The organism is Paenibacillus faecis, from assembly GCF_008084145.1.
Taxonomy (GTDB): domain Bacteria; phylum Bacillota; class Bacilli; order Paenibacillales; family Paenibacillaceae; genus Fontibacillus; species Fontibacillus faecis.
Window position 1 is genome coordinate 233,249 of sequence record NZ_VSDO01000002.1, and the last position, 22,060, is coordinate 255,308.

At 54.8% G+C, this 22,060-nt stretch carries 24 protein-coding genes; 23 read left to right on the plus strand and 1 reads right to left on the minus strand.

Features of this window, described 5'->3' with window-relative positions:
* Positions 1–137 precede the first annotated feature (137 nt).
* The 11 genes from FRY98_RS08890 to FRY98_RS08940 all read left to right on the plus strand — a co-directional run bounded on the left by FRY98_RS08890 (position 138) and on the right by FRY98_RS08940 (position 9,044).
* Positions 138–1,763: a hypothetical protein gene (locus FRY98_RS08890; RefSeq protein WP_211373277.1), complete on the plus strand. Its 1,626-nt coding sequence runs from the start codon at positions 138–140 to the stop codon at positions 1,761–1,763.
* Between the two features lie 14 nt (positions 1,764–1,777).
* Positions 1,778–2,419 (plus strand): LysM peptidoglycan-binding domain-containing protein, encoded by a 642-nt coding sequence (locus FRY98_RS08895; RefSeq protein ID WP_148451417.1) that lies wholly within the window; start codon positions 1,778–1,780, stop codon positions 2,417–2,419.
* Positions 2,416–3,387 carry an XkdQ/YqbQ family protein gene (locus tag FRY98_RS08900; protein ID WP_148451418.1) on the plus strand — a complete coding sequence of 324 codons (972 nt, stop codon included), beginning with the start codon at positions 2,416–2,418 and terminating at the stop codon, positions 3,385–3,387. The genes FRY98_RS08895 and FRY98_RS08900 overlap by 4 nt, the downstream gene beginning before the upstream one ends.
* Positions 3,377–3,748 (plus strand): NUDIX hydrolase, encoded by a 372-nt coding sequence (locus tag FRY98_RS08905; protein ID WP_148451419.1) that lies wholly within the window; start codon positions 3,377–3,379, stop codon positions 3,746–3,748. The genes FRY98_RS08900 and FRY98_RS08905 overlap by 11 nt, the downstream gene beginning before the upstream one ends.
* Positions 3,741–4,199, plus strand: coding sequence for a DUF2634 domain-containing protein (locus FRY98_RS08910; protein WP_148451420.1), 459 nt, complete (start codon positions 3,741–3,743; stop codon positions 4,197–4,199). The genes FRY98_RS08905 and FRY98_RS08910 overlap by 8 nt, the downstream gene beginning before the upstream one ends.
* Positions 4,199–5,317 carry a baseplate J/gp47 family protein gene (locus FRY98_RS08915; protein WP_148451421.1) on the plus strand — a complete coding sequence of 373 codons (1,119 nt, stop codon included), beginning with the start codon at positions 4,199–4,201 and terminating at the stop codon, positions 5,315–5,317. Before FRY98_RS08910 ends, FRY98_RS08915 begins: the two co-directional genes overlap by 1 nt.
* A 103-nt stretch (positions 5,318–5,420) precedes the next feature.
* Positions 5,421–5,969 carry a YmfQ family protein gene (locus tag FRY98_RS08920; RefSeq protein WP_225039205.1) on the plus strand — a complete coding sequence of 183 codons (549 nt, stop codon included), beginning with the start codon at positions 5,421–5,423 and terminating at the stop codon, positions 5,967–5,969.
* Complete coding sequence (locus FRY98_RS29590; protein ID WP_225039202.1) at positions 5,950–7,020, plus strand: phage tail protein; 1,071 nt, start codon at positions 5,950–5,952, stop codon at positions 7,018–7,020. The genes FRY98_RS08920 and FRY98_RS29590 overlap by 20 nt, the downstream gene beginning before the upstream one ends.
* Positions 7,021–7,162: 142 nt before the next feature.
* Positions 7,163–7,612: a phage holin family protein gene (locus FRY98_RS08930; RefSeq protein WP_148451423.1), complete on the plus strand. Its 450-nt coding sequence runs from the start codon at positions 7,163–7,165 to the stop codon at positions 7,610–7,612.
* Positions 7,590–8,444, plus strand: coding sequence for a glycoside hydrolase family 25 protein (locus tag FRY98_RS08935; protein WP_148451424.1), 855 nt, complete (start codon positions 7,590–7,592; stop codon positions 8,442–8,444). Before FRY98_RS08930 ends, FRY98_RS08935 begins: the two co-directional genes overlap by 23 nt.
* Before the next feature lie 84 nt (positions 8,445–8,528).
* Entirely contained in the window at positions 8,529–9,044 is a 516-nt protein-coding gene (locus tag FRY98_RS08940; RefSeq protein ID WP_148451425.1) for a hypothetical protein, read from the plus strand.
* Between the two features lie 68 nt (positions 9,045–9,112).
* On the opposite strand, the gene FRY98_RS29195 is transcribed toward FRY98_RS08940, so the two are convergent.
* The gene (locus FRY98_RS29195; RefSeq protein ID WP_263639132.1) at positions 9,113–9,244 is read right to left on the minus strand and encodes a hypothetical protein; all 132 of its coding nucleotides are present in this window, start codon (positions 9,242–9,244) and stop codon (positions 9,113–9,115) included.
* Positions 9,245–9,436: 192 nt separating this feature from the next.
* Between FRY98_RS29195 and FRY98_RS08945 the strand changes: the two genes are divergently transcribed.
* From FRY98_RS08945 to FRY98_RS09000, 12 genes are all read left to right on the plus strand, one after another.
* Positions 9,437–9,649: a hypothetical protein gene (locus FRY98_RS08945; RefSeq protein ID WP_148452607.1), complete on the plus strand. Its 213-nt coding sequence runs from the start codon at positions 9,437–9,439 to the stop codon at positions 9,647–9,649.
* Positions 9,639–9,866 (plus strand): hypothetical protein, encoded by a 228-nt coding sequence (locus FRY98_RS08950; RefSeq protein ID WP_148451426.1) that lies wholly within the window; start codon positions 9,639–9,641, stop codon positions 9,864–9,866. The genes FRY98_RS08945 and FRY98_RS08950 overlap by 11 nt, the downstream gene beginning before the upstream one ends.
* Before the next feature lie 139 nt (positions 9,867–10,005).
* A complete protein-coding gene (locus FRY98_RS08955) occupies positions 10,006–11,571 on the plus strand; it encodes a DUF4127 family protein (protein ID WP_148451427.1) in 1,566 nt (521 codons plus the stop codon).
* A gap of 73 nt (positions 11,572–11,644) precedes the next feature.
* Positions 11,645–12,757, plus strand: a complete 1,113-nt coding sequence (locus tag FRY98_RS08960; RefSeq protein ID WP_148451428.1) for an amidohydrolase/deacetylase family metallohydrolase — start codon at positions 11,645–11,647, stop codon at positions 12,755–12,757.
* Positions 12,723–13,826, plus strand: coding sequence for a DgaE family pyridoxal phosphate-dependent ammonia lyase (locus FRY98_RS08965; protein WP_148451429.1), 1,104 nt, complete (start codon positions 12,723–12,725; stop codon positions 13,824–13,826). The genes FRY98_RS08960 and FRY98_RS08965 overlap by 35 nt, the downstream gene beginning before the upstream one ends.
* Before the next feature lies 1 nt (position 13,827).
* On the plus strand, positions 13,828–14,583 hold the full coding sequence (gene dagF, locus FRY98_RS08970) for a 2-dehydro-3-deoxy-phosphogluconate aldolase (protein ID WP_148451430.1): 756 nt from the start codon (positions 13,828–13,830) through the stop codon (positions 14,581–14,583).
* On the plus strand, positions 14,576–15,592 hold the full coding sequence (locus tag FRY98_RS08975; RefSeq protein WP_148451431.1) for a sugar kinase: 1,017 nt from the start codon (positions 14,576–14,578) through the stop codon (positions 15,590–15,592). Before dagF ends, FRY98_RS08975 begins: the two co-directional genes overlap by 8 nt.
* 11 nt (positions 15,593–15,603) lie before the next feature.
* Positions 15,604–16,317, plus strand: a complete 714-nt coding sequence (locus tag FRY98_RS08980; RefSeq protein WP_148451432.1) for a GntR family transcriptional regulator — start codon at positions 15,604–15,606, stop codon at positions 16,315–16,317.
* Positions 16,318–17,585: 1,268 nt separating this feature from the next.
* Positions 17,586–18,605, plus strand: coding sequence for a glycoside hydrolase family 130 protein (locus FRY98_RS08985; RefSeq protein WP_148451433.1), 1,020 nt, complete (start codon positions 17,586–17,588; stop codon positions 18,603–18,605).
* Between the two features lie 269 nt (positions 18,606–18,874).
* A complete protein-coding gene (locus FRY98_RS08990; protein WP_148451434.1) occupies positions 18,875–20,200 on the plus strand; it encodes an extracellular solute-binding protein in 1,326 nt (441 codons plus the stop codon).
* Between the two features lie 113 nt (positions 20,201–20,313).
* Positions 20,314–21,189: a carbohydrate ABC transporter permease gene (locus FRY98_RS08995; RefSeq protein ID WP_148451435.1), complete on the plus strand. Its 876-nt coding sequence runs from the start codon at positions 20,314–20,316 to the stop codon at positions 21,187–21,189.
* Positions 21,190–21,206: 17 nt separating this feature from the next.
* Positions 21,207–22,037, plus strand: a complete 831-nt coding sequence (locus tag FRY98_RS09000) for a carbohydrate ABC transporter permease (protein WP_148451436.1) — start codon at positions 21,207–21,209, stop codon at positions 22,035–22,037.
* Positions 22,038–22,060: the final 23 nt, after the last annotated feature.

Consider the following 22,060-nt stretch of genomic DNA (forward strand, 5'->3'; position numbering starts at 1 on the left):
TGGATCAGGCGGATAAGAAGCTCCGCAGTTTGGATAAGCTGCTCCAGCAAACTCAGCGGCGGGCGTCCGTTCTGGGCAAGACCAAAATCGCGCCGAAGATCACGCTGGAGGACCGCTTTACGGCGGCCGCGGATAAGGTGGAGCGCAGGCTCTCCAAACTTCAGCGCACGACCGTTCGCCCCATCGTCGGCCTGGCGGATGGCGTAACCGCCGCGGCCGCGCGCATTCGCGCCTCCCTGCTGGGGCTCACCGGTACGCCCTGGCGCGTCCGGGTGGAGGGCGTGGATTGGGATGGGGTGATCGGCAAGCCTCTGATGGAGCTTTTGGGTAATGAGTCCATGTTTATGGAGGCGGGGAAGAAAGCGGGAACCGCGTTCTTTCAGTCCTTTCTGTCCGCATTCGATTCCAAAAGCCTCGACGCCCTAACGGGCGGAAAGTCCGGGGGTAGCGGTGAGAAGAGTGCCGAGTCCGGCGCGGGAGAGAAAGAGGATAAGACTTTTCTGGATAAGTTAATGGGCTTCGGCGAGGATATTGAAAAATTCAGCTTGGACCTCGGTAAGGATGTACTCAAAGATTTACTAAAAGATGAAATTAAAGGCTTATTCGACAAAATGCGAGGGAAAGACGACAAGAAAACTTGTATTTGCATTTGTAAATGCAACTGCGGCGGTGGTTCCGGCGGCCTTTTAGACGGTGATTTGGGTTCCGATTCCGAGGACGACGGGAAGAAGAAAAAGAAACCCAAACGAAAAAAGGGCCGGGGCTCCAAAAATCCTATGGCCGGCCTGGACAACGAGTCAAAGGACCCTACCAAATCATCGAACAGGAACAAAGCCGAGCAAGGCGGTAAATCAAAAGGCGCCCGAGGAGTTCCCGGGAAAACCAGGTCGGGACGATGGGGAGGGCTCCGAATCGGATCATGGCTCAGCGACGGGATGAACTCTCTTAAAAATACAGGAGCCAATTGGCTGCAAAACGGCAAGTCTCGGGTCGTCAACGGTGTTTCCTCTATAAAAGAGAAAAGCTCGGGCTTGCTAAAAAAGGGTGGAGCTTGGATTGGTAATGGTTTTTCCTGGCTTAAGGAAAAAGGTTCTGGTCTGCTTAGTAAGGGCGGAGAGTGGGTTGGTAAAGGAGTTTCCTTCGCCAAGGAGAAGGGATCAAATTTGCTCAAGCAAGCCGGCGGATGGTTTGGGAAAGGCATGAAGTTTATGGGGAAAATAAAGCTTCCCGGCCCTCTTGGCCTGCTAACGGATGTCGGGGCTTTTGCCACAGCCGGATCAAAACGGGACAAGACCAAGGCGGTTACCTCATCACTTTTATCGATGGCAGGTGGTGCTGTTGGCGGCTTTTTCGGTTCTATCGTACCGGGAGCGGGCACGGCTGCGGGAGCAGGTTTGGGATCTATGGCCGGAGACTTCCTAGGCGACAAGCTTGGGGGCTTTCTCTTTGATCTTTTTAAAAAGCCAGAAAAGAAAAGCAAAGCTCAAGCTCCAGCTGCCATCGCCGATACTCCTGCTATGAGAAAACCTTTGCAACGATTGCCAGAGCGTCCGCAAATCCCTTCAAAAAAGGATGAGAACAGGGAATTTCCGGTTGGTACTCAAGGAATGGCGCCAGCAGTCCCGAAGATCGATGTGGTTGTGTCCAAAGGAGCCATCAATTTAACCATCAATAAAGACGAAATCAATTATGACGAATTGGCTAACTTGTCCGGCCGTAAAATTGCCAACGAAATTCGCCTAGCCATGCAAAACGTCGGCTAAGGAGGGGAGCGCGCATGGAAATTCACTTGAAGGATGGCGCGGGAAATGACTTTCATTTCCCCGTCAATCCCGAGGAAATCACGATATCCCGGGGGAAGGCCCTGGAGACGGTCAATATCCTGTCTCTGGGCGAATACGACTTTCCCGCAGGAGAGAAGGTGAAGGAAATCGCCTTCTCTTCTTTTTTTCCGGCGGTGTATGATGAAGGATACTGCAATTATCGCGAGATACCCGATCCTCAGGAGGCGATGAACCTCCTAACCAAGATGATGAACAGCAAACAGCCGGTAAGGCTGATCATCACGGGGACGGCGGTCAATGTGCTGGTCATGATCTCGGCCCATAATACCACGTTTAAAGGCGGGGAACCGGGGGATGTTTATTTTGAGCTGACGGCACGGACGTGGCGCAATATGAAGGTCCATACGAATGCGGCCGCGGCCGCGGGAAAGTTGGCGCGGCAAGCCAGCCGCCCGGACACGAAGCCGAAGCCCAAAACGTATACGGTGAAAACCGGGGACACACTGTCGAAAATCGCCAAGCTGGAGCTCGGCAGCAGCGCCAAATGGCAGGCGATCTATAACGCCAACGCCAAGGTCATCGGCAAGGATCCGAACAAGATCAAGCCCGGCCAAAAGCTGGTGATGCCTTCATGAGCTATGAGGTGGTGCTGCAAAATAAGTATGATCTGCGCGAACTGGTCGAGAGCATAACGCTGACCGATTCGCTCGATCAGATCGCTTATCAGGCCTCCATTGCGATAAAGGTTCCGGCGGATTTTCCGGGAATCGAACCCGGTCACGAAATTCGGATCAGCGGCGTGCCATTCGGCGCTTCGAATCGGGTGCCGCTTTTGCATCCGGGGGTGGTTTGGGATTGCGGCAGCACGGCCGGCCAGACGAAGCACATGAATCTCACCGTGTATGACCGCACGATTTATTTGGCCAAATCGGAGGACGAGTGTCTTTTTGCCAAAGGAGGAACCGCTTCGCAGCGGTTAAAACAGCATGCCGCCAACTGGAGCATCAAGCTGGCGTCCGTCCCCGATACGAAAACCAAGCTGAACAAGGCCGTTTACCGGGCGCAAACCATCTACAGCATGATCATGGCCGACCTGAAGGAAACGGTAAAATCGGGAGGCGACATGTTCATCCCGCGGATGACGTCCGCCGGGCTGGAGCTGTTCAAGATCGGCGGGAACAAAACCGTTTGGAGGCTGGAAGGGATCGAGGAAGCGACGCAAAGCCGGACGTTGGAGGAAACGGTGACCCGGGTGAAAGTGCTGGGTTCGTCGGCCGATGAAAACGCGCCTTCCAAGGTGCTGGCCATCGCTTCGGGGCAAACCGCCGAGTATGGCGTGCTGCAGCGGATCGTGCAGGATGAGAATGTCAAAACGGCGGACGCCGCCAAAAAGCTGGCCGAATCGATGCTTACCGGCAAAGGCCTGTCCTACAGCGTGTCCTGCATCGACCTGAATACGGTCCGGGCCGGAGATCAAGTGAACTTCAACGGTCTGAACCTGATCGTGACTTCGGTCAGTCATCAACTGGGCGATCCGGGCCATATGACGCTGGAGTTGGCGACGTATGAAGATGTGAAAAGGAGGTATTTTCTTGAGCACTGATCCTTATACGGCTTTGGCCGCCGCTTTTCGCGAACAGGCCTGGAGCAAAACAAAGGAAGCCCTCTCCGGCACCGCAGCCGAGCTGGGTACGGTTACCTCCACGGGGCTCAAGCTGGATCATTTCAAGCATGAGATCGGCGATTATTATGTGGCGGAGTTTCCGGGGACTTTAAAGCTGCCTGAGCTGGAGTGGACGGGAGGCGTGACCGAAAAAAAAGAGCGGTTCGTCTTCGATCCTTCCGAAACGGAGGAAGTCGTCCTGAAGCCGGTCTACAAGCCCGGGGACCGGGTGCTGGTCATTCCGCTGAACGGCGGTCACGATGCGGTTGTCCTCTGCAAGGTGGTGAGCGCGGGTGGATAATCTTTTTCCGATAGATGCGGAGCAGGCCTGGGCCGCCGATGGAGCGGGGGAGGAGACGGCGGATGAGCGGGTTCCGTTCGGGCGGAGCTGGCGGTTTGATTTTGACCGGGGCGAGTTCGTCTTGACGCCTGCGCGAAAAATCGTCCCGGCCGATAACACGGAAGCCTGGGTGATGTGGTGCCAGAAGGCGATCCGGACGCCGCGTTACAGGCACTTGATTTACTCGCGCGACTACGGGCAGGAGTACGAGGAATTGATCGGCCGAGGCTACAGCCGCGCCGTTCAGGAAAGCGAGATCGAGCGGATCACCCGGGAAACCCTGTTGACGGATCCCCGGACTGCTAGCGTGGATGAATTTGTTTTTGACTGGACGGGAGAGCGGTGCCGGTTCACCTGCCGGGTGACGAATGTTCAGGAGGAAGCGTTGGTTTTGGAAGGGAGCGTGAGTTGATGGCGGAGCTGCCATTATTTTTGCAGGAACAGACGGAAGAACATATTATGCAGCGGATGCTGGCGAGGGTGCCTTCGGATATCGATAAATCCGAGGGTTCTTTTATTTGGGACGCCCAGGCTCCGGTGGCCTTTGTGCTGGCGGAAGCCGCAGGCTGGGCGCAGCAGGTGCTGCAGCGCGGCTTTGCGGGGACGACCTACGGGGCGTACCTCGATTTGCGCGCGGCGGAGCACGGGGTCACCCGGCGGCCGGCCGTGGCGGCGGTCGGGACGATCCGTTTTACCGGGGTCCCGGGTACGGTGGTCCCGGCGGGAACCGCCGTGCTGACGCCGGCGGACGAGGGGACGAACGAGCCGTCCGTGGAGTATGAAACGACGCAGCCGGCGACGGTGGGGTCGGAAGGAACGGGGACCGCTCCGATCCGGGCATTGGTGCCCGGGCGTTCGGGTGTCGTTCCGGCGGGCGTCATTACGTTGATGTCGACGCCGGTCAGCGGAATCACCGCCGTGACGAATCCCGAGGAAACGCGCGGCGGCGCCGATACGGAGTCGGACGAACTGCTGCTGGAGCGTTTTTACGCCCAGGTCCGCCATCAGGGGACCAGCGGCAACAAGGCGCAGTATATGAAGTGGGCCGGCGAAGTGCCCGGCGTGGGCGGGGTGCAGGTGCGGCCGCTTTGGCAGGGTCCGGGCACCGTCGGGATCTATTTGCTGGACACGGACAAACGCGCGGCGAATGCCGACATCGTGGCCGCGGTCCAGCGGCACATCGATCCGACGATGGATGGCCAGGGCGAAGGCATGGCTCCGGCGGGGCCCGTCGTGACGGTGATGGCCGCGGAGGAGGTGCCGATCGCAATCCGCGTGAAGCTGACGCTGGCCAGCGGGGTGACGCTGCCGGAGGTCAAAGCGCTGATCGAAAAGGGGCTGCGGGACTATTTGAAGCAGCTCGCTTTTGCCGATCCGCTGGTGAGATTTACACGGATTGCGGCGATCCTGCTCGATATCCCGCCGATCATCGACTATACCGACCTGACGGTGAACGGTAAGGCGGACGCGAACATCGAAATTTTGCCGGGTCAGGTCGCCGTGCCGGGGGCGGTGGAAATTGATGAGTAATGTCGAAGCCGCGGCAATGGCGGTTGTCGCCCAAGACGCCGGAGGTGCCCGTGCCGGTGAGTATGCGGCTGAGCGGGAGATCTCCAGTCCGCTGGGACGCGAGATGTTCTCTTTTTTGCCGGGATATTATGAAAACTCACGCATTATGAGCTCGGATATGAACGCGAAGGGCGCGGAACTGGATGAGCTTTATCGGGCGCTAAACGAGACGTTGGACCAGTTTTTTGTGCGAACGGCGACGTGGGGGCTGGATCGGTGGGAACAGGAATTGGGTTTGACCACGGACAAGGAAAAACCGTTGGAGCAGCGCCGGGCTTTAGTGGAGTCCAAGCTGCGCGGGGCGGGGCAGTTCTCCGGCCGCCTGGTCAAAAACGTGGCGGAAGCCTACGACGGCGGGACAGTCGATGTGACTTTTGCGCCTTCGGAGTGGAGTTTTACGGTTAAATTCGTCGATACGATCGGCATTCCGCCAAATCTGGACGATTTGCGGGCGATGATCGAGGAGATTAAGCCGGCGCATCTGGCGGTCGAGTACGAATTCAGTTATTTGTTGATCCATCAGCTTCATGGCGTCAAGACGTTGAGCGAGATGGAGCAGATCCCTTTATCCAAATTTGCAGGAGGTGGTTCCCTTGGCCAGCAAAACGCCTAACCTTGATTTATTGAAAAAAGACCCCGTCGCGGACGGGAACGACACGTTTAATATTGAGACGATGCTGAATGAGAACTGGGATAAGATTGATGCGGCGGTGGGAGAGGTGCGGGAGGAACTGAAGGAAGTCCATGTTCCTTCGGCTACTTTGACCGAGCCAGGTATCGTGCAGTTATCCAGTGCCACCAACAGCAGCAGCGAAGCGCTTGCCGCCACGCCCAAGGCGGTCAAGTCGGCTTATGATGCGGCTGTGGCGGCGAAAGCCACGGCTAGTGTGGCAAATTCAGCGGCTGCGACGGCTCAGAATACAGCCAACAGCGCAAATAGTGCGGCGGCGGCCGCCCAAAACTCGGCCAATGCCGCAAACAACGCCGTTGGCCCGTTGGCATCCCTACTCACCGGGGTTAAATCCAACACGGTTGCCGCGATCAATGAGCTTTTTACAAATGTCAGTGATGGGAAAAACACAATCGCTTCCGCCATCACTGGCAAAGGAGTACCGGCATCAGGGAGCGATACGTTTTCAGCTTTGGCTGGAAAAATCGGGAAGATTGACATTAAAGGTTATGAACAAATTAATATAAGTAGTCAAGGGGATTTAGAAACAACAGATTCCAATAAATTTTTTAATATATGTACCATCTCGAACAACCCGGATAGAAATAGAATTTTATTAGTGGGGACTAGGGGGGCTTATTTAAGGGCTAACCGGCACGGTTATCTTTTTATGGTACGCCATACGACATCCAATACAGCGTTGCAAATTTTAAGTGTAAGCGAAGAAGGTTATGAAAGTGACGAATACTTAGCGGAAATTGCCTTAATTGATTTTAATCTGGCTATCGGGAAAATGTATGTAATATTAGGACTAAAAGCCGATAAATATGAGGGATTAACAAAATATTCAGCTTTTGAGAGTGAACTTTCTCCCGAATGGGTGATGAAGTTAAGAGATAATTTTGAAATTGGTATAAGAGGTCTTGGTGCATCGCCAACTAATAGTGCTAAAGGAAACTATAGATTTGATGCTTCCGCTTGGCTGTTTACTTGAATACTAAGGTTACCGGTAGAGATAAGTTAGAATAGTTTTATAGTTTTCGACTTATTCGACTTAATAGTGGAATTATTATTGTTTGCCCTACGGAAAATCCGGGGGCTTTTTCTTTTCCACTAATCCCAAGGAGGCAATCGACATGAAAGACCACCTAGATTACTTCACCACCAGCACAGCCTCTATTGTCGGAGCGATGATGGGTTACATGGTCGGCGGTTGGACCCTTCTCCTCCAGGTTCTACTCGTCTTCGTCATCGCCGACTGGATTACCGGCTGGGTCGCCGCGTGGATGAACGGGGAGCTGCGCAGCCGGATCGGGCATGAAGGCATTATCCGCAAGGTCACGATTTTTATCCTGGTCGCCATCGCCAATCTCATCGACGGGATTTTAGGCGAAGGGCATTATATCCGGGATGCCGTGATCTTTTTTTATTTGGCGACGGAACTGCTATCCATCATCGAAAACGTGGGGCGGATGGGGATTCCCATGCCGGAGGTGCTGCGGAGCGCCGTGAAGATTTTTCAATCCAAAAGCGGAGAAAACAGCGAGGAGGGAATCAAGGATCATGCAGGCAAAAAGCAACCGTAACGCGCGCGGCATCGACGTCTCCCATTGGCAGGGGGAGGTCGATTGGCCGAAAGTCAAGGCCGCAGGCCTCTCTTTCGCCTTTATTAAAGCGACCCAGGGAACGGCCTGGGTCGACCCGAAATTCCGCGGCAACGCTGCGGGCGCACACAAGGCAGGGCTGCTTACCGGCCCTTATCATTTCCTGGACGCGACCTCGCCCGAAGCGGCCGCAAAGCAGGCGCAGCATTTCGCGCGAACGCTGCAAGGCGTGGGCACGCCCTTCGCCCTCCCGCCCGTCATGGACTACGAAAACAACCCCGCAGGCTTGAGCCGGACGCAAATCAACCAGATTGCCAAGGCGTTTCTGTCCGAAGTGGAGCGGCTGACCGGCATCCGCCCGATCATCTATACGGGCAACGCGTTCGCCCAGCAGTTTGATGAAACGCTGCAAAGCTATCCGCTTTGGGTCGCTCGCTACAGCTCGGCCGCTCCCTACGATGTTCCGGCCTGGAAAAAGTGGGAGTTTTGGCAGCACAGCGACAGCGGACGGATCGCCGGAATTGCCGGCCATGTCGATCTCAACGTGTACCGCGGAACGTCGGAGGAATTGCAGGGGAGATACGGTGTTTCCAATAACCCCAGGCGAGAGGAGGACCATGATATTTCCGGACAGGAACGCAATATCGAGCAGGTCAGCGAATGGGCGGCCAAGGATTGGGCCGAAGCGAAAGCTTGCGGCATTTTTGACGGAGAACGCCCCGGAGCGCCGTTGACCCGGGAGGAAGCCGCGGTGGCGATCAACCGGCTGCGGCGGCAAATATTAGCTGCATGGAAAGACGCGAAGCCAAGTTAATGTGACGAAAAAAGAAGACAGCCCCGCCAACCGTCGTGTATAATTGGAAAAAAGATGCATGACAGGTTGGGGGGCTTTTACATCGTGTCCAAAACTACATATGTTAAAATTATTTCCGGCTTGCCGGTCAAATACCCGCAAATTGAGCTTCAGTTGCTTTTCGACGAAGAGTTTTTGGATGTGATCGAAGGAAGGCATGACGGGCGCAAATGGGTGGTGGAGAATATTTTTAAAATCCCGCTCAAGAATATCATTGCCACCTCCGCTGAAGTGATACGGAAAGAGTACTACGTGGAAGAGGAGTACGCCAAAACGACGCTTCACAAAGGGCTGTTCGAGGAATATGCGGTCACCAAAAAAGAAACCGACCTCAAGAAAAAGACCGATTGGATTTTTCCCTACAATATTTCCTTTATCAACTCGAACGGCGAAGCGGCCTTGGCGCAGTTTTATTCTCCCTCCGGAAGGGAAGGCATGACGAGAAACTTTAACAAGAAGCTGGAACAAAAGCTGCTAACGGTTCCCAAAAGTCCGGAGGTATTGGGCTTTTATAAGTTCATGTACGAAGAGAACAACAAAAGTAAAGAACGGATCGTATAACACTGCAGTTTGAATTACACACTCCGTATGAAAGAGAGGCCGCTCTTTTCAAGAGCGGCCTCCTCCATTTATTTTCCCCAGTACACCGAAAACAAAATGTACATTACATACCCGCAGCCCAGCAAAATCGCAAACGCGCTGATCCATAGGACGGCCTTTCCCCAACTGCGGTATCGTTCACCGGGTTTCCATAGTCCCATCGCACTCACTCCTTTTAATTATTTTAAGTTCATCTCCCCGTTTCTAAACGCAAATCATAAGTTTCGGAGCCCCTGCCCGGCTTTGGTAAGTTCTCCGGCTGTCAAGGAATTCCCGGAAGAGACGGTGATTTTTTCTTGTTGAATAAAGAACGTGTGTTCGCATATAATACAAACAAATGTTCTTATTTGGAGATGAGGCGCGTGGAAAAATACATCGGACGAATCGTAGAGATCATCTACCTGGACCGGAAAGGGAAAGTGACGCAGCGGCGGATCGAAGTTCATGCGGTCAGAGGCGGTTTGGTGCGGGCCACTTGCTTGACCAGCGGGGCTCCCCGGGCTTTTCGGGCCAGCCAAATCCTGGCCTGTTCCCCGGTGAAAGGGGGCGGAAGCCATGCTTCCTGATCTTGAGCGCAAGCTGCTGCGTATCCTGTTTAATTTCACCATCCAACGCAGGAGGATGCCAATGATGGGAGAACTGGAGCGGATGACCGGCCGCGGCAAAAAAGACATCCTGAAAGGGCTGCGCCAATTGGAGCGGGAACGCTACATTCACTGGCCGAATCCCCCGGAATTGGAAGAAATTCTGGTGCTGGAGGCTTTTGAGCGGGGATCTCTCTGAGGATCCCCCGGCCTCATTTTTTGGATATTTTCGTAAAATCGTGGGATGTTTCTTTGCCGTCGGGAGCGCTAAGATAGCAGTAAGCGTACACTACAATGAAAACGCTTAATTTCCTAAGCGAAAGGGAGAGAGCGCACTCATGTCAAAAGTGGTTTATCTGCCATTGGACGAAAGACCCTGCAATTACCGGTTTCCGCTGCGGCTTGCCGCAATGACCGATTTGCAGCTTGCTGCGCCGGACATCCGGCTGCTGGGGCAAAAAAAGAAACCTGCCGATACGGCGGCGGTGCGGCAGTGGCTTTTGAAGGAAACCGCGGATGCGGACTATCTGCTCGTGTCGATCGACCTGCTGGTTTATGGAGGCATCGTTCCGTCGCGCCTGCATCATCTGACCTTCGAGGAATGCCTGGAGCGCTTGTCCGTGCTCGGGGAAATCAAGAAACAGAGGCCGGGGCTGCGGATTCACGCTTTCAATCTGATCATGCGGGTGCCGAACAACAACAAGGACGAGGAAGAGCCGGACTATTACAAATTTCACGGCGGGCAAATTTTTAGATACAGCTACTTGACCGACAAAGAGGAGCGGGACACCCTTAGCGAGGCGGAGCGGGAGGAGCTGGAACGGGTAAAGGCCCTGATTCCCCCGGAATATCTGAATGATTTCGTCGGGCGCAGGCAGGTCAACCAGCAGGTCAATCTCCATTCCTTGGAACTGGCGCGCGAGGGCGTGATCGACCATTTGGTCATCCCGCTGGACGACAACGCCGAGTACGGTTTTTCCCCGAAGGAGCAGCAGCTTATGATCGGCCGGGCGTGGGAGCTGGGCGTCATGGACCGCGTTATGATCTATCCCGGCGCCGATGAAGTCGGGTGCACGATGTTTTCGCATATTTTTTGCGAGACCAAGCGGCACAAGCCGGAAATTTTCGTGCGTTACTCTTCGACGAAAGGCCCGTTCATCAAGCCGAAATACGAGGACCGGAGCCTGAACGAGAGCGTCAAAGCCCACCTGACCGCGGCGGGTGCCGTGTTGGCGGACCATTCCGGCGAAACGCCGCTGGTGCTGATCGTCCATTCGCCGGCCGTCGACCAGGCGGGGATGGCGGAGCAGATTCCTTTCCGGGAGCGGCACCGTTCGTATTTCTCGGAGATTCAGTACCGCGAAATCGTGGAGGCCGCGGAAACCTATCTCCGGAAAGGCAAGCATGTCGCATTGGGCGATGTCGCGACCTGCAATGGCGGCGATCCCGTGCTGATCCAGCTGCTGAGGAGCAAAGGACTGCTGGACCGGTTGACAGCCTATGCGGGCTGGAACACCTCGGGCAACGCCCTGGGCACGGTCATCGCCCATTTCGTCATCGTTTCTTACTATCTGGAGCATCCGGAACAGACGGCCGGAATCGAAACGTTCCGGGAAAGCCGGAAATTTTATTATGAGCGCCTCGTGGAGGATTTTATTTATCAATCCCTCGTCCGCCAGGACATGCTGGAGAACGATCTGCCCGGACTGAACGCGAGCTATTACGAGATAGGCCATTGCCTGGATGAGGTGCAGACGATTTTGGAAGTGAAGATGAAGTGGCTAACGGCGGAATATTTCCAAGGCATTCGGGATGGAGAAGTCCGTTTGGCCCGGCTGCATTTTCCTTGGACCCGAATGTTTGAGATCGGTTTTGATTTGGAACTGCAATCTCAAACATTATAACGTTATATTTACTTCAGTGACCCCTCATGCTAAATTAAACATTATAATGTTATAAAAGAAAAAGGTGAATATCATGGGAGAGACATGGGTGCTTCGCCGCGTAAAGCGAGTCGGCGGGGAAGAGGTCGATATCGTGATCGACCGCGGCCGGATCGCGGAGATCACGGGGCCGGGCCAGGGCCGCGCTCCAGAGGAACGGGACGGCCAAGGGTTGTACGTGTCGAGCGGCTGGATCGATATGCATGTTCATGCGTTTCCCGAGTTCGACCCCTACGGCGACGAGATCGATGAGATCGGGGTCCGCCAAGGCGTGACCACGATCGTGGACGCGGGCAGCTGCGGGGCGGACCGGATCGCCGACCTCCTCAAGGACGGGGAGCGGGCGAAGACGCGGGTGTTTGCTTTTTTGAATATATCGCGCATCGGTCTGAGCCGTGTCGACGAATTGTCGCGCATGGAGTGGATCGACCGGGAAAAGATTAACCAAGCGGTCAACGCCGCCGGGGAGTTCATCGTCGGCTTGAAGGCACGCATCAGCCGAAGCGTGGTCGGGGACAGCGGCATAGCGCCGCTGCGCGCGGCCCGGGAGCTGTCCGGGGAAACGGGACTGCCGCTGATGGTCCATATCGGGTCGGGGCCGCCGGACATCCGGGAGGTCGTTCCGCTTTTGGCGGGAAGAGATATCATCACGCATTATTTGAACGGCAAAAAGAACAACCTGTTTGACGCCGGGGGACAGCCGCTTCAGGTGCTGGTCGACGCGATCCGGCGGGGCGTTCACCTGGATGTGGGACACGGTACGGCCAGCTTCTCCTTTCGGGTCGCCGAAGCAGCCAAACGGTACGGCATAGCGCCGGACACCATCAGCACCGACATCTACCGCGGCAACCGGTTGAACGGGCCGGTGTACGGCATGGGCAGCGTGCTGTCGAAGTTTCTTCTTCTGGGATATCCTTTGGAAGAAGTCATCGCAATGGTAACCACGCGGGCCGCGGCCTGGCTGGGCAAACCGGAGCTTGCGCGCATACGTGCGGGAGAAACCGCCAACCTGACGCTGTTCCGTCTGGACGAAGGCCCGGCGGTGCTGCGCGATTCGGAAGGCGAAGAGCGGCAGGCGAAGCAACTTATTCGAGCCAAGGGAGTTGTGATGAATGGGGAATTCATGGAATGCGAAATACGGCCTTAAGCGCGTGATCAACGCCAGCGGGCGCATGAGTATTCTCGGCGTGTCCGCGCCGAGCGATACGGTGATGGAAGCCATGAAGCAAGGCGGACAAAGCTATGTCGAAATCGCTGATCTGGTGGATAAGGCGGGGGATTACATCGCGAACAAGATCGGCTCCGAGGCGGCCGTCGTTGTCAATTCGGCGTCCAGCGGCATCGCTCTTTCCGTGGCCGCGCTCGTCACGCGGGGAAATCGGCGGCTCAGCGAACGGCTGCACCAGGAATTCATCATCCGCAATGAAATCATCCTGCTCAAGGGTCACAACGTACAGTACGGCGCTCCCGTCGAGACCATGGTTCATTTGGGAGGCGGCCGGCTGGTGGAAGTCGGGTATGCCAATGAAGGGAAGGCGGAGCATATCGCCGACGCCGTGAACGACAATACCGCGGCGATCCTGTATGTGAAATCCCATCATACGGTCCAGAAAAACATGATTTCCGTCGAAGAAGCCTGGCAGGTGGCTCAGGACAAAGAAATCCCCCTTATCGTCGATGCGGCGGCCGAAGAGGACTTGCGAAAGTATGTGGCGTGCTCGGATTTGGCGATTTACAGCGGCTCCAAAGCGATCGAAGGTCCCACCTCGGGCATCGTGGCCGGGAAACGCCAATATATCGACTGGCTCAAGGTGCAGCTGCATGCCATCGGGCGCAGTATGAAGGTCGGCAAGGAAACGATCTTCGGTCTTCTGCAGGCCCTGGATGAATACATGGTCAAAGAAGATAAGAGCGAGCAGGAGAAAGCGTCGCTGCAAGCGTTGATGCCGCTGAACGACATTCCCGGGGTCCGGGTGACGATCGTCCAGGATGAAGCCGGACGGGCCATTTACCGCGGGCGCGTTCATATCGATCCGGCGGCCGTCGGCGTATCCGCGAAGGAAGTGGCCTCGGCTCTTCAGCAGGGGGACATCGCCATTTATACGCGGGATTACGGGGTAAGGCAGGGGTATTTCGATATTGACCCCCGCCCCTTGCTTGGGGACGACATCCAGGTGATCGAGTCCGAAATCCGAAAATTGACGGGAGGCAAGTGAGATGTCGCAAATCGCAAAGCGTTTCTATAAGGATCGTGTGGCTCTGAATGTACTGGCGAAGGATATCGCCAACGCCAAGGAAGTGTTCGAGGCGGCGGAAGGCCATGTTTTGGTGGGGGTGCTCTCCAAGGCTTATGCCACGGTTGAAGAAGCCGTGGCCGCGATGAAAGCCTACGGGAAGGAAATCGATGAAGCCGTCTCCATCGGCCTCGGCGCGGGAGATAACCGGCAGGCGGCGGTTGTGGCGGAGATCGCCAAGCATTACCCGGGGAGTCACATCAACCAGGTGTTTCCGGCGGTCGGAGCGACCCGGGCCAACCTCGGCGGGAAGGACAGCTGGATCAACAGCCTGGTGTCCCCGACCGGGCGTCCGGGATACGTGAACATTTCCACGGGGCCGGTCAGCGCGGCCGGCGGGGAAGCCGCGATCGTACCGGTCTCTGCGGCAATTGCGCTTGTGCGCGATATGGGAGGCAACGCGCTCAAATATTTCCCGATGCAAGGCCTTAGCCGGGAAGAGGAGTACCGGGCGGTCGCCTCGGCCTGCGCCGAAGCGGGATTTGCGCTGGAGCCGACGGGCGGCATCGATATGGACAATTTCGAGGCGATTTTGCGCATCGCCCTGGAGGCGGGCGTAAGGCAGGTCATTCCTCACGTGTATTCCTCCATCATCGAGAAGGCGACGGGCGAAACCCGGGTTCAGGACGTACGCGCCCTGCTCGACACGATGAAAAAGCTGGCGGATACCCATGCCTAAACGGATCGCGGCGTTCGGCGAAGTGATGATGCGCCTGCAGGTGCCGGGGGTTGAGCTGCTTTCGCAATCCAGCGTCCTGAATTACTCTTTTTCCGGGACCGGTGTAAATATCGCCTCGGCGTTATCCCGGTTCGGCCATGCCGGGTACCTCGTCACCCGCCTGCCCAACGGACCGCTCGGCGACGCGGCCGCGGCCTATTTGCGGAAGCTCGGAATCGGCGCGGATTTCGTGCAGCGGGGCGGCAGCTATCTGGGCATGTATTTTTTGGAGAACGGCTTCGGCGTCCGGCCGAGCCGGGTTACTTATACCAACCGGCTGGAGAGCAGTTTCAACACCGCGCCGGAAGGGACCTATGACTGGGAGGGCATCGCGGCCTCCGTCGACGCGGCCCATTTTTGCGGCATCACGCTGGCCATGAACGACGGTGTCCGCGGCCATATGCTGGCCATGGCTCAAGCCGTCAAAAAGCGGGGCGGGGCGGTGGTGTTCGACTGCAACTACCGTCCTTCGCTCTGGGGAGAGCGGGGCTACCTCGCCGCACGGCCGCATTACGAACGAATGCTGGAGCTGGCGGACATCGTCTTGATGAATGAGAAGGACGCGATGCTCACCCTCGGCATGAATACGGAGAAGGAGACGCGGGAAGATCGGCTTAAGGCGCTGATTCCGGCGGTGGCCGACAAATTCGCAATCCGGGTCATTGCCGGAACGCACCGGGATATCCATGCGGATAATTCCCACTCCCTGCGCGGCTTTATTTACAAAGGCGGACAATTTGCGTTTTCCCGGCGGCTGACCTTTTCCGTCCATGATCGCATTGGAGCCGGAGACGCCTTTGCTAGCGGCATCATTCACGGGGAACTGGAGGGCTTTCCGCCGGAGCGGTCCGTGAACTTCGCGGCTGCCGCGGGAATGCTGGCCCATACGGTCGCCGGCGATACCCCGATGGCTTCGGAGGCGGAGGTGTTCCGGGCGATCGACAGCCGTATAGGCGATGTGGAAAGGTAGTGGAAGTGAACATGAGCTTGTCCCGAAAAGACCGGCCGTTATATTTGCAAATCAAACAAATTTTAAAGGATCGTATTTTGCACGGCGTTTACGCGCTGGGAAGCAACATTCCGTCCGAACCGCTGCTCGAGAGAGAATTTTCCGTCAGCAAAATAACGGTACGCGCGGCGATCAGTGAATTGGTGCAGGAAGGCTATTTGGAAAAAGGCAGCGGGAAGGGCACGAAAGTCATCCGGAACAAAGCGGCCTCCAAACTGTCGAAGTGGAAGCCTTTCACGGAAATTCTCGTGGAATCCGGACACCGAATCCGCAAGCGGTGGCTGCGGACGGAAATCGTGTCGAACGAGGAAGGAACGGAACTGTACCGGGCGTTCGGCACGCGCTGCTTGAGGATGGAGCGCCTTTATGATTTGAACGATCAGCCGTATATTTTTTACGTGCACTATTTGACCATCGAGCTTGAAGGCCTGGAACTGACCGATATGAAAGATCAATCGTTGTATGAGCTGCTGGAAGAGCAGGGCTTGTCCCTGGACCGGCTGCGGGACGAATTCGGCGTAGAGTCGGCCGGGCCCGAGGTGGCGGATATGCTGAATCTGGAGGAGGGAACCCCCCTCCTGAAACGCAGCCGCTATTCCCGTGACGGACGGGGAAGGATCATCGAGCTGAGCATCGGTTATTACAATACAGGGCTGCAGAATTACATCGTGAACTATGACGTGTAAAGTGAGCCTGTATGGGTTTGCCGAAAGCGGTGGGACGGATTGGCCAGGGCGCCAAGCGGTCCCGCTTTTTTGTTTGGGGCTTTAGCCAGTTAAGGTGGCGAAGCGGGCGAAACAATCAAACCACCAGCTATGCGGGTGGTATAGTGATGCTTATAGCCAAAAACCAACTGATGGTTTCGTTATCATAGGAGTGTTCAAGCTACGATGTACAACGAAAGGAAAAGGTGGCTTAATGCACTAGCGTTGCATTAACCCGGGGGTCCAATGCTGTAACCGCCTCTCTTCGAACTCTGGCCGGTGGATAAGCGCCTTTTGCGGCGCTATTTTGTCGAATTTGGCCCTTTGGTGTGAAATAGCGGTCTTTTGGGGTCTTATTTTAGAGAAAGTCGGGCAATAACCGGATTTTTGGGCTCGCACCAGAGAAATAAGGCCCTTTTTAGCCGCTATTCTTCCCGAAAAAGCAAATCTGGCCGAAATAGCAGCCCAAAACGCCGCTATTATAACGGACGGCCAGAAAAAGTTGCTGACCGGCAGCACTAAGTCAGGTTTAATGCAACGTCAGTGGGCTTAATGGCTAATCGAAGTGATATGTCACATCCAAAGAGGCGCCTAGGTGTTTCTTCCAAATCTCCAACTCCAAAAAGATGCAAATCTGCAGGTATTTAAGCCGATTCCCGAGGGGATGCGAAAAAAGATGCAAATCTGCAGGCATTTCCAGCGATTTTAGAGAAATGAGCCGGTTTCGTCGAAAATTCCTGCAGATTTGCAGGTATTTAGAAATTTTGAGTCCAAACAGGAAAAAAGCATGCAGATATGCAGGAATTCTATGTATCAAGGTAGTCTGACGGGGCACTATCTATATAAGTTGAACTAAAGAATTAGCAATAGGCAAGAGTGTGAAATGATTCTGGAGAAGCTACAAGCTTTCTGAAAGAAAGCTGGCATCGGAAGCATAAGCTAAAGCTCGCCTTTGCGATCGGAAGAACATTCCATACGGCTGCCCCACATGCAAATCAATAGTTCAATATAGTAATAATCGCACCCCTTCAGGGATAGGCAAACATAGTAGCTTGAAAGCAAGCGCCTTTAGACGCGAGCCGGTAATAAAGACTTATAGCCTTAGAGCAAACCACCCGTTCACACGGGTGGTTTTGATTTCCCCAAAAAACACCCCTATTATTCGGACGTTTTCTAAAGTCCACAGGATATTTTGCGTTTTGAATGCGTTTTATAATAGCCCTATAAGAGGATTTAGAGGAGGCATGCAGATGAAGATCGAGAGACATCCGGAAAATCCGATCGTGGTACCCGGGGGATACGAATGGCGAATGGTAACCGTTTTCAATCCTGCGGTCATTATCGACAACGATAAGTTCTATATGATCGAAAGGACGGCCGGATCGCTGACACCGTGCAAAAATTTCCTGGGCCTGCTGGAAAGCGAGGACGGCGTTCACTTTACGCACGTCAAGGACGAGCCTGTCGTGACGCCGGATATGCTGGGATTTCCGTACGGGAGCGTACAGGATCCGCGCATTGTCAAAATAGAGGACACCTTTTATTTGAACTATGCGCTGCGTCCTTGCGCGATGAGCTATTACCCGACGGGCCGGGGGGTCCCCGAGCGCTCCATCCCGGAATACCCGGACGGGTGGGGCGAGCAGGAAGGGCATTGGCTGACGCGCTCGTCGATTCTGACCTCCAAAAATCTCGTGGATTGGGAGTTTTTAGCCGACACGACGCCGCTGGATATCAATGATCGGGACAATATTTTATTCCCGGAAAAAATCAACGGCCGCTACGTGCTGCTGCGCCGCCCCGAGGAATATGTCGGCGACAAATACGGCACGGAAAAAGCCGGGATGTGGATCACCTATTCCGACGACTTGATTCATTGGGATGAGCCGAAGCTGTTGGCCAAAGGGGAGAATCCCGCCTGGGAGTCGCGGAAAATCGGCGGATCGACGCCGCCGGTAAAAACGGACCGCGGCTGGCTGGTCCTTTATCACGGGGTGGATGACGATGTCGTGTACCGGGTCGGAGCCATGCTGCTGGACTTGGAGAACCCGGAAAAAATCATCGCCCGGACCCGGAATTTTATCATGGAGCCGGAAACGTATTACGAGAAGTTCGGATATCAGATTCCTAACGTCATCTTCCCGACGGGCAACGTGGTGAAGGACGGATTGCTGTACGTTTACTACGGAGTTACCGACACGGCGATCGCATTGGCCACGGTCCCGTTGGACGAGCTGGTCGATTATATTTTGAACGAGCCGGAAAATTAAATCACCGTACATGTGAAACTGACCGCCGCAGCGCGGTTATTTTCCAAAATGATTTGTAACCGCTTACCTTTGTCTATACTATATTATGTTACATTTCATGACGTGAAATTTAAACTTATCTTGATTCTTTTGGATATTATCGTAAATTTATGGGATATAGACAAAGCGTGAACCGATTTATAATTGCTTATATAACGAATCAGGATAAGAAACGCATCATGGTTTGTTAGATATTCACCGATTTCATTATCACGAAAAGAGGGTTGGTTATGAACAAAACAAACAAAAGCAAGAAAGTACTGCTGCTCGGTCTGATCGCTTTGCTCACGCTTTTTACCGCGGCATGCGGCAAGAACGATGCGGAGGGCAGTGGGGGGAGCGGTGGAAACGGCGCCGGAACGGAGTCCGAGAAGATTACGCTGAACATGATGCATCCCTGGACTTCGCCAAACGTGGACAACGAAGTGTACAAAGCCCGAATCGCGGAATTCGAAAAGCAGCATCCCAATATCGTGATCAAGCAGGACGGCGTCCCCGCCGCCCAGTACAAAACAAAGCTTCGCACCCTGGCCGCCGGAAACAACCTGTCCGACATCAACGTCGTATGGCCGGGCGCCGACCTGGATCCGCTGGTGGCCGGGAATTTGCTGCAGCCGATCAACGACCTGATGGATCACTGGACGTCGATTCTTCCGGAGAGCGCGCTAACCGGTTTCAATGTGGACGGCCAACAATATGCGGTTCCGACCAAACAGACCTTTGTCGATATCGTCTACTACAACAAAGAAATGTTCGCCCAAGTGGGCTATGAGCAGTTTCCGGCCACCTACGATCAATTTATCGATGCGGTCAAAAAGCTGAAAGCGGCGGGCATAACGCCGATTTCCCTCGGCAACAAGGAACAGTGGCCGCTGCAGTCGTCCTATATTTCGATTATCGGGGACCGCTTTACGGGCAGCGATTTCCTGCCGGCCGTCCTGGCGGGCAAAGCGAAATTCACCGATCCGGAATTCGTTAAGGCCCTGGCCGTTGTGGATGAACTGAGCAAACTGGGCGCTTTCAACACCGACGCGAACAATATGGATTCGGTTCAGGCTCAAGACTATTTTATTCAAGGGAAAGCGGCCATGCATATCTCCTCGTCGACCGTGGACGGCAGAGTGCGGATTACGAACAGCGAGGGAGACAAGTTCGGGATCGCTCTGTTCCCGAGCGTAGAGGGGGGAAAAGGCGACGCGGCCAAGAGCGCTGGCGTGGTGCAATACGGCATTTCGATCAAGAGCGGACTGGATGACAAGAAGCGCGAGGCGGCCGAGGAGTTTTTGAAGTTCTTCGTCAACGAAGATCTGTACAAAGAATTGATCCGCAACGGCATCGTGGTGCCCGCGAAGGTGGAAGTTCCCGAGGATGCCAGCAAATATTTGAAGGAGATGCTGGAATTGACGGGCAACGGCACGGCTCCGGTGTTTGACAGCGTCGTTCCGACCCAGGTGGTGGACGTGCTTCAAAACGGACTGCAAGCGCTAACGGTAGGCCGGGGAACGCCGGAAGAGTTGGCGAAGGAAGTCCAGGAAGCGATGGACAATCTGAACTAAAGTGAAGTTGGAGCAAACAGACTCCGAAGTTGAATCCGAAGCCGAAGAAAACCCGATAAACCGGGTTTTCTTCATTCATCGGGTTTGAAAACGGGCAAAAAGGAGGAAACCGGATGCAAACCTTAAGAGGGACCAAATTTGCGATTTTTCTCGGCTTGTTCCCGGCGCTGGTCATTTATCTGGGGATTGCCATCGTTCCGATCGGGTTGTCGCTGTACTACTCGCTGATGAACTGGAACGGGATCGGATCGATGACCTTTGCGGGTTTCGATAATTACATGAAAATTCTGACCGACGACACCTTCTGGCTGTCGGTGAAGAACAACGTCATCATCATGGTGACCGGACTGATCGGCCAACTCCCGCTGGGCCTGCTGCTGGCGCTGCTGCTTAACCGCGGGCTGAAGGGCTCGGGGATATTCCGGACGATCGGGTTTATGCCGGTCGTCATTTCCTCGGTCATGGTTTCCCTCATCTGGGGCATGGTGTACAACACGGAATACGGCATGTTGAACAATTTGCTGAGCATGATCGGACTGGACGGATGGAGACGGAATTGGCTGGGCGATTCGACATGGTCGATGCTGTCGATCAGCATCGCGTACATTTGGCAGAATTGCGGTTTATACATGGTTATTTTCCTGGCCGCGCTGCAAAATATCCCCGACGAAGTAAACGAGGCGGCCGAACTCGACGGGGCTACCGGATGGAGACGGACGCTCCGCATCACGATTCCGATGATCCGGGGAACGATTATGGTGGGCGTCGTGTACAGCATCAGCAACTCCTTCCGGGTGTTCGACCTGATTCAGATTTTGACGGGCGGAGGCCCGGCGCATCAGACGGAAGTCATGACGATTTACATGTACAACAGCGCTTTTATCAATATGCGTTACGGCTACGGGAGCGCGGTATCCATCCTGGTTCTGCTCTTCAGTTTGATCGTCATTTCCGTCATCAATCGGTTCGGCCGGGAGAAAGAGGTTTAGGGAAGGAGGGAAGCGGGATGAAAAGAAAGTCGGGCTTGTACCGGTTATTCGCATACACTTTTTTGTGCCTGTTCGCTATTATTAATGTAATTCCTCTCTTCTGGATGGTGGTCAACTCCTTCAAAACGGAGCAGGAATACGCCGCGGGTCCGTTTTCGTTTCCGAAAACGCTGCAGTTCGCCAACTACGCAAGGGCTTGGGAAGTGGCGAATATGAACGTATATTTTTTAAACAGCATCATTATTACTTTCGCCTCCCTGATCATAACCGTGCTTCTCGGAGCGCTGGCCGCTTATTTTTTGTCCCGGTTTAAGTTTAAGCTGCGCGGGGTGACTTACGGCGCGTTTTTGCTGGGGATGCTGGTTCCGATTCATGCGACTCTGATTCCGATCTTCCTGATCATGCAGAAGCTTCGCCTGCTCGATACCTACTGGTCGCTGATCTTGCCTTATACGGCGTTTCACTTGTCGTTGACGGTGTTTATCCTGGAAGGATTCATGCGGAGCTTTCCCAAGGATCTGGAAGAATCGGGAGTTATGGACGGGGCGGGCGTGTACCGCATTTTTTGGTCGATTATATTGCCGATCACAAGACCGGCGCTGGCTACGGTTATTATTTTGAACTTTATATATAATTGGAACGAGTATTTGTTCGCGCTCGTTTTGATCACTTCAACGGAGCTTAAGACGCTGCCGCTTGGGCTGGCCAACTTCGTCGGCATAGAAACCGCCAGCCTGACCCTGCAGATGGCGGCGCTCACGATCGCGTTGATTCCGATCCTGATTTTTTATCTGCTGCTGCAGAAACAACTCGTCAACGGGATGACGGCGGGGGCGGTCAAGGGCTGACCCGGGGAGAGCACACGGAAGGG

Excerpts from the sequence above, each read along its gene's own strand:
- FRY98_RS09000 (WP_148451436.1), top strand. The coding sequence starts at position 21,207 with ATGAAAAGAAAGTCGGGCTTGTACCGGTTATTCGCATACACTTTTTTG.
- FRY98_RS08990 (WP_148451434.1), top strand. The coding sequence starts at position 18,875 with ATGAACAAAACAAACAAAAGCAAGAAAGTACTGCTGCTCGGTCTGATC.
- FRY98_RS08915 (WP_148451421.1), top strand. The coding sequence starts at position 4,199 with ATGGCGGAGCTGCCATTATTTTTGCAGGAACAGACGGAAGAACATATT.
- FRY98_RS08945 (WP_148452607.1), top strand. The coding sequence starts at position 9,437 with ATGAGGCGCGTGGAAAAATACATCGGACGAATCGTAGAGATCATCTAC.
- dagF (WP_148451430.1), top strand. The coding sequence starts at position 13,828 with ATGTCGCAAATCGCAAAGCGTTTCTATAAGGATCGTGTGGCTCTGAAT.
- FRY98_RS08955 (WP_148451427.1), top strand. The coding sequence starts at position 10,006 with ATGTCAAAAGTGGTTTATCTGCCATTGGACGAAAGACCCTGCAATTAC.
- FRY98_RS29195 (WP_263639132.1), bottom strand. The coding sequence starts at position 9,244 with ATGGGACTATGGAAACCCGGTGAACGATACCGCAGTTGGGGAAAGGCC.
- FRY98_RS08930 (WP_148451423.1), top strand. The coding sequence starts at position 7,163 with ATGAAAGACCACCTAGATTACTTCACCACCAGCACAGCCTCTATTGTC.
- FRY98_RS08965 (WP_148451429.1), top strand. The coding sequence starts at position 12,723 with ATGGGGAATTCATGGAATGCGAAATACGGCCTTAAGCGCGTGATCAAC.
- FRY98_RS08975 (WP_148451431.1), top strand. The coding sequence starts at position 14,576 with ATGCCTAAACGGATCGCGGCGTTCGGCGAAGTGATGATGCGCCTGCAG.
- FRY98_RS08985 (WP_148451433.1), top strand. The coding sequence starts at position 17,586 with ATGAAGATCGAGAGACATCCGGAAAATCCGATCGTGGTACCCGGGGGA.
- FRY98_RS08995 (WP_148451435.1), top strand. The coding sequence starts at position 20,314 with ATGCAAACCTTAAGAGGGACCAAATTTGCGATTTTTCTCGGCTTGTTC.
- FRY98_RS08935 (WP_148451424.1), top strand. The coding sequence starts at position 7,590 with ATGCAGGCAAAAAGCAACCGTAACGCGCGCGGCATCGACGTCTCCCAT.
- FRY98_RS08950 (WP_148451426.1), top strand. The coding sequence starts at position 9,639 with ATGCTTCCTGATCTTGAGCGCAAGCTGCTGCGTATCCTGTTTAATTTC.
- FRY98_RS08960 (WP_148451428.1), top strand. The coding sequence starts at position 11,645 with ATGGGAGAGACATGGGTGCTTCGCCGCGTAAAGCGAGTCGGCGGGGAA.
- FRY98_RS08895 (WP_148451417.1), top strand. The coding sequence starts at position 1,778 with ATGGAAATTCACTTGAAGGATGGCGCGGGAAATGACTTTCATTTCCCC.
- FRY98_RS08980 (WP_148451432.1), top strand. The coding sequence starts at position 15,604 with ATGAGCTTGTCCCGAAAAGACCGGCCGTTATATTTGCAAATCAAACAA.
- FRY98_RS08900 (WP_148451418.1), top strand. The coding sequence starts at position 2,416 with ATGAGCTATGAGGTGGTGCTGCAAAATAAGTATGATCTGCGCGAACTG.
- FRY98_RS08920 (WP_225039205.1), top strand. The coding sequence starts at position 5,421 with ATGTTCTCTTTTTTGCCGGGATATTATGAAAACTCACGCATTATGAGC.